Below are 6,000 nucleotides of genomic sequence, written 5' to 3'. Positions count from 1 at the left end.
CCGCGCAAAGCGGCCGCGCGCGCCCCCTTCCCGTACGTCACCGCCAGAGGCGAGGTTTACGCCTTCGTCGTCCACTCCTTGAAGCAGATCCCGATGCCGCGGCGGGCGGCCTCCGCTCGGTCGTGTCACGGGAGGACCAGAAGACGTTCCGGGCCCGTATCGACGCCTGCACGGGGCACCTCGCCGCCCTTGCGCCCGGCCTGGAGAAAGCTGTACGCGCTCTGCCGATGACCATGATCGCCGCGCAGGGCGGCATGGGCGGCAGCTGACCGGATGGGGAGATGATGAGCATGCACCGCGTCCTGACCACCCTGGGCTGTGCCCTGTCCGTCGTGCTCACGACGGCCTGGTCCGCAGCGCCACCGACGGATCCCGCCTCGCCCGTCGCCGCCACGACGGTACGCATCCACGACGGCCCGGTGCGGGGCACCGCCCACGACGGCTACCGCACGTTCGAGGGCATCCCCTACGCGGCGCCCCCGGTCGGCGGGCTGCGCTGGGCGCCGCCCCGCCGCCCGGCCCCCTGGTCAGGGGTACGGGACGCGACCCGGCCCGCGAGCGCCTGCCCGCAGCCGGCCGGCGAGGTGCCCGGCGGCAGCACCGACGAGGACTGTCTTCACCTGAACGTCACGACACCCGACGGTGCGGGACCGTCACGTCCCCGGCCGGTGATCGTGTGGCTGCACGGCGGCGGCTTCACCACCGGAGCGGGCACCTCGTATGACGCCCACCGCATGGCCACCCGCGGCGACGCCGTGGTCGTCACCGTCAACTACCGCCTCGGGGCCCTCGGTTTCCTCGCGCACAGCGGGCTGCTCGGCTCCGGCACCTTCGGCCTGGCCGACCAGCAGGCGGCACTGCGCTGGGTCCGCACCGAGATCGGCGCCTTCGGCGGCGACCCGCACAACGTGACGCTGGCCGGCGAGTCGGCGGGCGGCTTCAGCGTCTGCGCCCAGCTCGCCTCACCCGCCGCCGCAGGGCTCTTCGACCGGGCGATCATCGAGAGCGGCCCGTGCACCGGCCGCCCCGACCGGCCGTTCGCCCCGTCCTCCGCCTCCCTGTCCACGGCGCGCGCCGAGGGCGCGGACCTCGCGGCAAAGGTCGGCTGCGGCTCCGCTCGCGACGTCCTGGCCTGCCTGCGGCGCGTGGACGTCTCCCGTCTGCTCGCCGCCCAGGACGCGGACCAACAGCCCGCTCACACCACCCCGTTGCTGCCCAGCGACCCCGCGGCGGCGATCGCCGCCGGCCGCTTCCACCGCGTCCCCGTGCTCATCGGCAACAACCACGATGAGGGCAACGGCTGGGCCGCCGGGATCATTCAGGCAGGCCATCCCGTAACCCCCGACACCTGGCCCGACGTCGTGGCCTCCTTCTTCCCCTCCCCGGGCCAGGCGAGGGCGATCGTCCGTGAGTACCCGGTGCACCGCACCGACGGAGGCCCGGTGTTCGGCGCCGTCATCGGCGACGCCGACTTCGCCTGCCCGACGGCACGCACCGACGACCTGCTTTTCGCCGCCCATGTACCCGTCTGGCGCTACGAGTTCGCCGACAAGCACGCCCCGCCGCTCACCTCGGACACACCGCCGTTCCCGCTCGGCGCACCGCACGCGAGTGAACTGCCCTACCTCTTCGACCTGGGCGGCCGCCCCCGCGACCTGACCGCAGCACAGCATCGGCTGGCCGACACCATGATCGACTACTGGACCCGCTTCGCCCGTACCGCCGACCCGAACGGCCCGTCGTCGCCGCACTGGTCCCGGCAGACGGTGCTGTCCCTGGCACCGGACCACATCGTCCCCACCCGCACGGCGCAGCCCCGCCACCACTGCGCGTTCTGGAACACCCTCGGGTGATCACAGAAACGACGGCAGTGAGGGCCAGTCAGCTCGGTATCGCCCGAACGGGGCAGAACCACGTCCAGCGTCGAGAAGCACCGACAACGGCAGGATTCGCGTCGTCGGCAACGAACCATCGAGGCACCCACCACACGGATCCCAGGGGGACAGCCATGAACGAAACCATCGCCAGGCGCCTGACAGGCCTTGCCGGCATCGCCACCGCGGCCGCCTTCATCGTCGAAGTACCCCTGTACTTCATCTACTCCGGTCCGCCACCGGACTCGAACGTCCTGGCCAGGCTGCTGATCGGAATCTTCGCGCTGGCGTTCCTGATCGTGTGGGTGACGGTCTTCCGTGAACTGGTCAAGGCGGCCGACCCCGCCTACGAATGGGTCGGCACGATGGCCTTCGCCACCGGACTGGTCTACGCGACGATCACCCTGGTCTCCAGCGGGCTCGAGGCCGGAGAGGTCATCGTCGCCGACCACCCGATCGACCCGACCATCACGGTCAGCGGCACCTACATCCTCTACGGGGCGATCGGCCGCCTCATGCTCGCGCTCTTCCTGGCCGCCGTGGGCTACGGAATCGCCCGTACGAAGCTGCTGCCGCGCTGGACCGGCCGCTCTGCCTTCGTGCTGGCAGGGGTCAACCTGGTCTTCGTGCCGTCTCTGTTCTTCGGCAACACCCCCGCGCACTTCTACGCGGCGAACGGCTGGGGCACGACCGCCCTCATGGGCGCCATCTTCAGCTACTGGATGCTCGCCCTGGGCGTCTCCACGTACCGCAGTGCCACACGACGTGCGCCCGCCGGCTCACCAGCTGTGCAGCACTGATGCCGCCTGCGCAGAAGACGGTTGCGGTGCCATCTAACTCGGACATGGCCGGGTGCGCCCGTCGGCGACCATCGTCAGGGGGACACCGAGAAGCTGGCTGGTGGCGTCGGCGAGGGCGTCGGCCAGGGCCAGGCCGTAGCAGCCGTTCGCCCAGCCATCGGGCGGCGTTGGCGCTGACCGCGTTGCGGATCTGGAGGATCGCCTCGGTCTGGTTGCCGTGGAGGATGAACTCCTTCGGGAAGCGCTGGACGAGCTTGAGCTCTTCCACGGCCAGCATCCGCAGCGTGCATAGGTGATGGTGGGCTGTATGACGGGCGCGAAGTACGGCGAGTGGTTCTGATGTCCTGAGATGTCGAGGTCCGGCGATCGCAGAGTTCCGGAGCATCCGACACTCGTACTCTTCCGGAGTCACCGCTCTGCCTCCGGGAAGCGGGCGAACGCACTTGGGTCGACGCTCTTCGCGACCGTCCTGGCCGACGCCGACGCGGAAGGCCGCATCGACTGGTCCATGGTGAGCGTGGACGGGCGGAATTCACAGCCACCGCTGTGCCGCCTCGACACTGTCTCCGCCACTGGTGTTGAACGCGATGGCGGCCTGCGGCGCGTGGCGGCGGATCAGGTTCACGACCTGCTCGAACAGCGGAAGCAATGGCTCTGCCTTGCGGATCCCGCCCCCTATCACCACGACATCCCACGGGTGCCTGGTCAGCGATGCGACGAGGGTGGACTCGGCCGATTCATCGAACACGACCAGTGTCATGGCTGCGTCGATGCCCTGCTCGCCGAACCGGGCCAGTTCCGCGTCGAGAGCCGCGCGAAGAGCCTGACCGTCCACGCCAGGTACCGCTTGCGGGTCGTAACCAACAACAAGTGCAGAAGACATGCGGGCAACCTACCGGGCCCTGCCGGATCATGGTGCGCCGGACAGGCCCTGGCCGGATGGTGAAGGGACGCATCGGTCAGCGTGAGCCGGACCTGTCCGATCCCACCTTGCATTTTCAGGCCGACCGCCGCTGGTCTCGGCCAGTCCGCCTGACTCGGGCAGGCTGGTTCCGGTGCCGCATGGACGTCAACGGGCCCGGCAGGTTCACTCCTGTGGGGTGCACCCCTGCTCTGCGTGGCGTCGTTTGGTGGTGTGACGGCGTCGTCGAACGAGGAGGCTGGCGCGCGACCAGGCGGTGCGGGCGTGCCGTTGTGGGGTGAGCAGATGCGCATCTCACTGAAGAGGCGGGCCGAGGCCGGCATCACCCGGTGTCTGGGAGTTCCGGTCGTGGAGGTGCGCCGGCCGGCTGCCGTCAGTGGTCCCGGGCCGCGCGCTTGCGCGGGGTCGGCCGTAGCCTGCCGCCATGACCGAGACCTTGACACCGACTCCCGATGTTGCCTTCGAGATGCTGCTGGCCGGCAACCAGCGGTTCGTGGCCGGCTTGCCCGAGCACCCCAACCAGGACTCCGCACGCCGCACCGAGACCGCACCGGCCCAGAGCCCCTTCGCGGTGCTGTTCGGGTGCTCGGACTCCCGGCTCGCCGCAGAGATCATCTTCGACCGGGGCCTGGGTGACCTGTTCGTGGTCCGCACCGCCGGGCACGTGGCCGGTGCGGAGGCGCTGGGCAGCATCGAGTACGGGGTGAGTGTGCTGAACTGCCCGCTGGTCGTGATCCTGGGCCACGACTCCTGTGGGGCCATCGGGGCTGCTCTTGCCGCCGCCGACGGCGGCAAGGTGCCCGCCGGTTTCGTTCGGGACGTCGTTGAGCGGGTGACGCCGAGCGTGCTGGCGGCCCGCGCTGCCGGACGCTATCTGCCCGAAGAGATCCTTGACGAGCACATCCGGCACACCGTCGACCTGCTGCTGGACCGCTCCCGCGTCCTGGCCGAGCGCGTGGCCGCCGGTCGCCTTGCCGTGGCGGGCCTGTCCTACCGGCTGGCCGACGGCCGTGCGCAGTTGGTTGTGTCGCACGGCCTGACCAGGGCTACTGCCCCCGCACGCTGAAACCCACCGCCGGACGGCCGTTCAGCGTTCCTGGAGGTCGGGGGCGGCGGAGGGCCGGGGCCCTGCGGCGCGGCGGAGCCGGTTGGCGATCGCCAGTCCCAGGCCCTCCTCCACCGGCAGCGAGGCGATGATGAGGTCGCACCCGTGCTGGTCGAGCTCGCGCAGGAACCCGTACAGCCCGCGCGCATAGGCGGCCATTGAAGTGGGGAGGGCCACCACCGCGTGCGCCTTCAACGGGGCGGCGACAGCGGGCGGAAGGAAGACTCCCACGTGGTGCCCCAGTTCCTGCGCGTGCTCCGCTTCGGCCGCGACCTTCTCGGGCTCGACGAGGACGACACGCGCCCGCGGCGCGTAGTGGGACGGGTGCTGGCCCGGCACCCGAACGGGGCTGGTCGAAGGGACCGCGATCGGGCAGCCCAGCACCGCTTCGAGGTCCTCGCGCGTCACCCCGCCGGGCCGCAGGACGCTCGGCACGCCGCCCGTGACGTCGACGATGGTCGACTCGACGCCGACCTCGCATGACCCGCCGTCCAGCACGAAGTCGACCGCCTCGCCGAGCTCCGCACGGACGTGGTCCGCCGTCGTCGGGCTGACCGAACCGAAACGGTTGGCGGACGGGGCCGTGACACCGCCACCGAAGGCCGACAGCAGCGCGAGCGCGACCGGATGGTCAGGTACGCGCACGGCCACCGTCTCCAAACCACCCGTCGCCGCAAAGGGCACACGGCGACCGCGCCGCAACACCAGCGTCAGTGGCCCCGGCCAGAACCGTTCGGCCAGCAGGCGTGCCGTGGGGGGCACGTCCTCGACCCAGTCGCCCAGGTGCTCCGCGCCGCCGATGTGAACAATCAGCGGGTGAGAGGGCGGCCGCCCCTTGACCTGGAAAATGCGCGCGACCGCGGCAGGGTCTTCGGCGTTGGCGCCCAGGCCGTAGACGGTTTCGGTCGGGAGGGCCACCAGCCCTCCAGCGCGCAGCACACCGGCCGCCTTCTCGATATCACTGGTACTTGCCGTCACCCTCGGCATTGTTCCACTGATCCCGCTTTCTACGTTCCACGTCCTCGTCGGCGCACGACGCCGCACCAAGGCCGATGCCTCATTCGGCTGTGGAGCGGCGTGCTCGCACGGCGCCGTCCACGCGTCCGTCAGCGGACGCCGCAAACTCCGACCCGTCCGGGGCGACGCACGCGACCTTGAACCCGGTCGCCGGCGGCCCGGCGGAATCGCCCGGCAGAACGCCTGACTCCAAGGCGGCCTCGGCCGCGGCGTAGTCGACCAGGTCGCGGGCGAGGACCTGACGGGTGGCGGTTTCGCGAAGCTGATTGCCGGGCATCGGGG

The 6,000-nt window shown here is 70.8% G+C and carries 6 protein-coding genes and 1 pseudogene; 4 read left to right on the top strand and 3 right to left on the bottom strand.

Translation table 11 applies throughout. The features are described from left to right. The 3 genes and pseudogenes from ABZ656_RS11125 to ABZ656_RS11115 all read left to right on the top strand — a co-directional run. Positions 1 to 269, top strand: a pseudogene (locus ABZ656_RS11125) (GPP34 family phosphoprotein); the annotation flags it as partial. A 15-nt stretch (positions 270 to 284) separates the two neighbouring features. Further along, positions 285 to 1,853, top strand: coding sequence for a carboxylesterase family protein (locus ABZ656_RS11120; RefSeq protein ID WP_360266654.1), 1,569 nt, complete (start codon positions 285 to 287; stop codon positions 1,851 to 1,853). 155 nt (positions 1,854 to 2,008) lie between these two features. Next, positions 2,009 to 2,674, top strand: coding sequence for a hypothetical protein (locus tag ABZ656_RS11115; RefSeq protein ID WP_101402766.1), 666 nt, complete (start codon positions 2,009 to 2,011; stop codon positions 2,672 to 2,674). A gap of 532 nt (positions 2,675 to 3,206) precedes the next feature. On the opposite strand, the gene ABZ656_RS11110 is transcribed toward ABZ656_RS11115, so the two are convergent. Continuing rightward, positions 3,207 to 3,557 (bottom strand): hypothetical protein, encoded by a 351-nt coding sequence (locus tag ABZ656_RS11110; protein ID WP_101402767.1) that lies wholly within the window; start codon positions 3,555 to 3,557, stop codon positions 3,207 to 3,209. 463 nt (positions 3,558 to 4,020) lie between these two features. On the opposite strand from ABZ656_RS11110, the gene ABZ656_RS11105 reads away from it, so the two are divergent. Beyond that, a complete protein-coding gene (locus ABZ656_RS11105; RefSeq protein WP_360266638.1) occupies positions 4,021 to 4,662 on the top strand; it encodes a carbonic anhydrase in 642 nt (213 codons plus the stop codon). Positions 4,663 to 4,683: 21 nt separating this feature from the next. Here ABZ656_RS11105 and ABZ656_RS11100 read toward each other — a convergent pair whose 3' ends face one another. Next, the gene (locus ABZ656_RS11100) at positions 4,684 to 5,688 is read right to left on the bottom strand and encodes an L-threonylcarbamoyladenylate synthase (protein WP_101402769.1); all 1,005 of its coding nucleotides are present in this window, start codon (positions 5,686 to 5,688) and stop codon (positions 4,684 to 4,686) included. A gap of 70 nt (positions 5,689 to 5,758) precedes the next feature. Then, a complete protein-coding gene (locus tag ABZ656_RS11095; RefSeq protein WP_360266635.1) occupies positions 5,759 to 5,995 on the bottom strand; it encodes a hypothetical protein in 237 nt (78 codons plus the stop codon). Positions 5,996 to 6,000 lie beyond the last annotated feature (5 nt).

The sequence above is a fragment of the Streptomyces sp. NPDC007095 genome (assembly GCF_040634475.1).
Classification (GTDB): Bacteria; Actinomycetota; Actinomycetes; order Streptomycetales; family Streptomycetaceae; genus Streptomyces.
The sequence above is the reverse complement of the archived record's forward strand: the minus strand, read 5'-3'. Positions and strand labels throughout refer to the sequence as shown.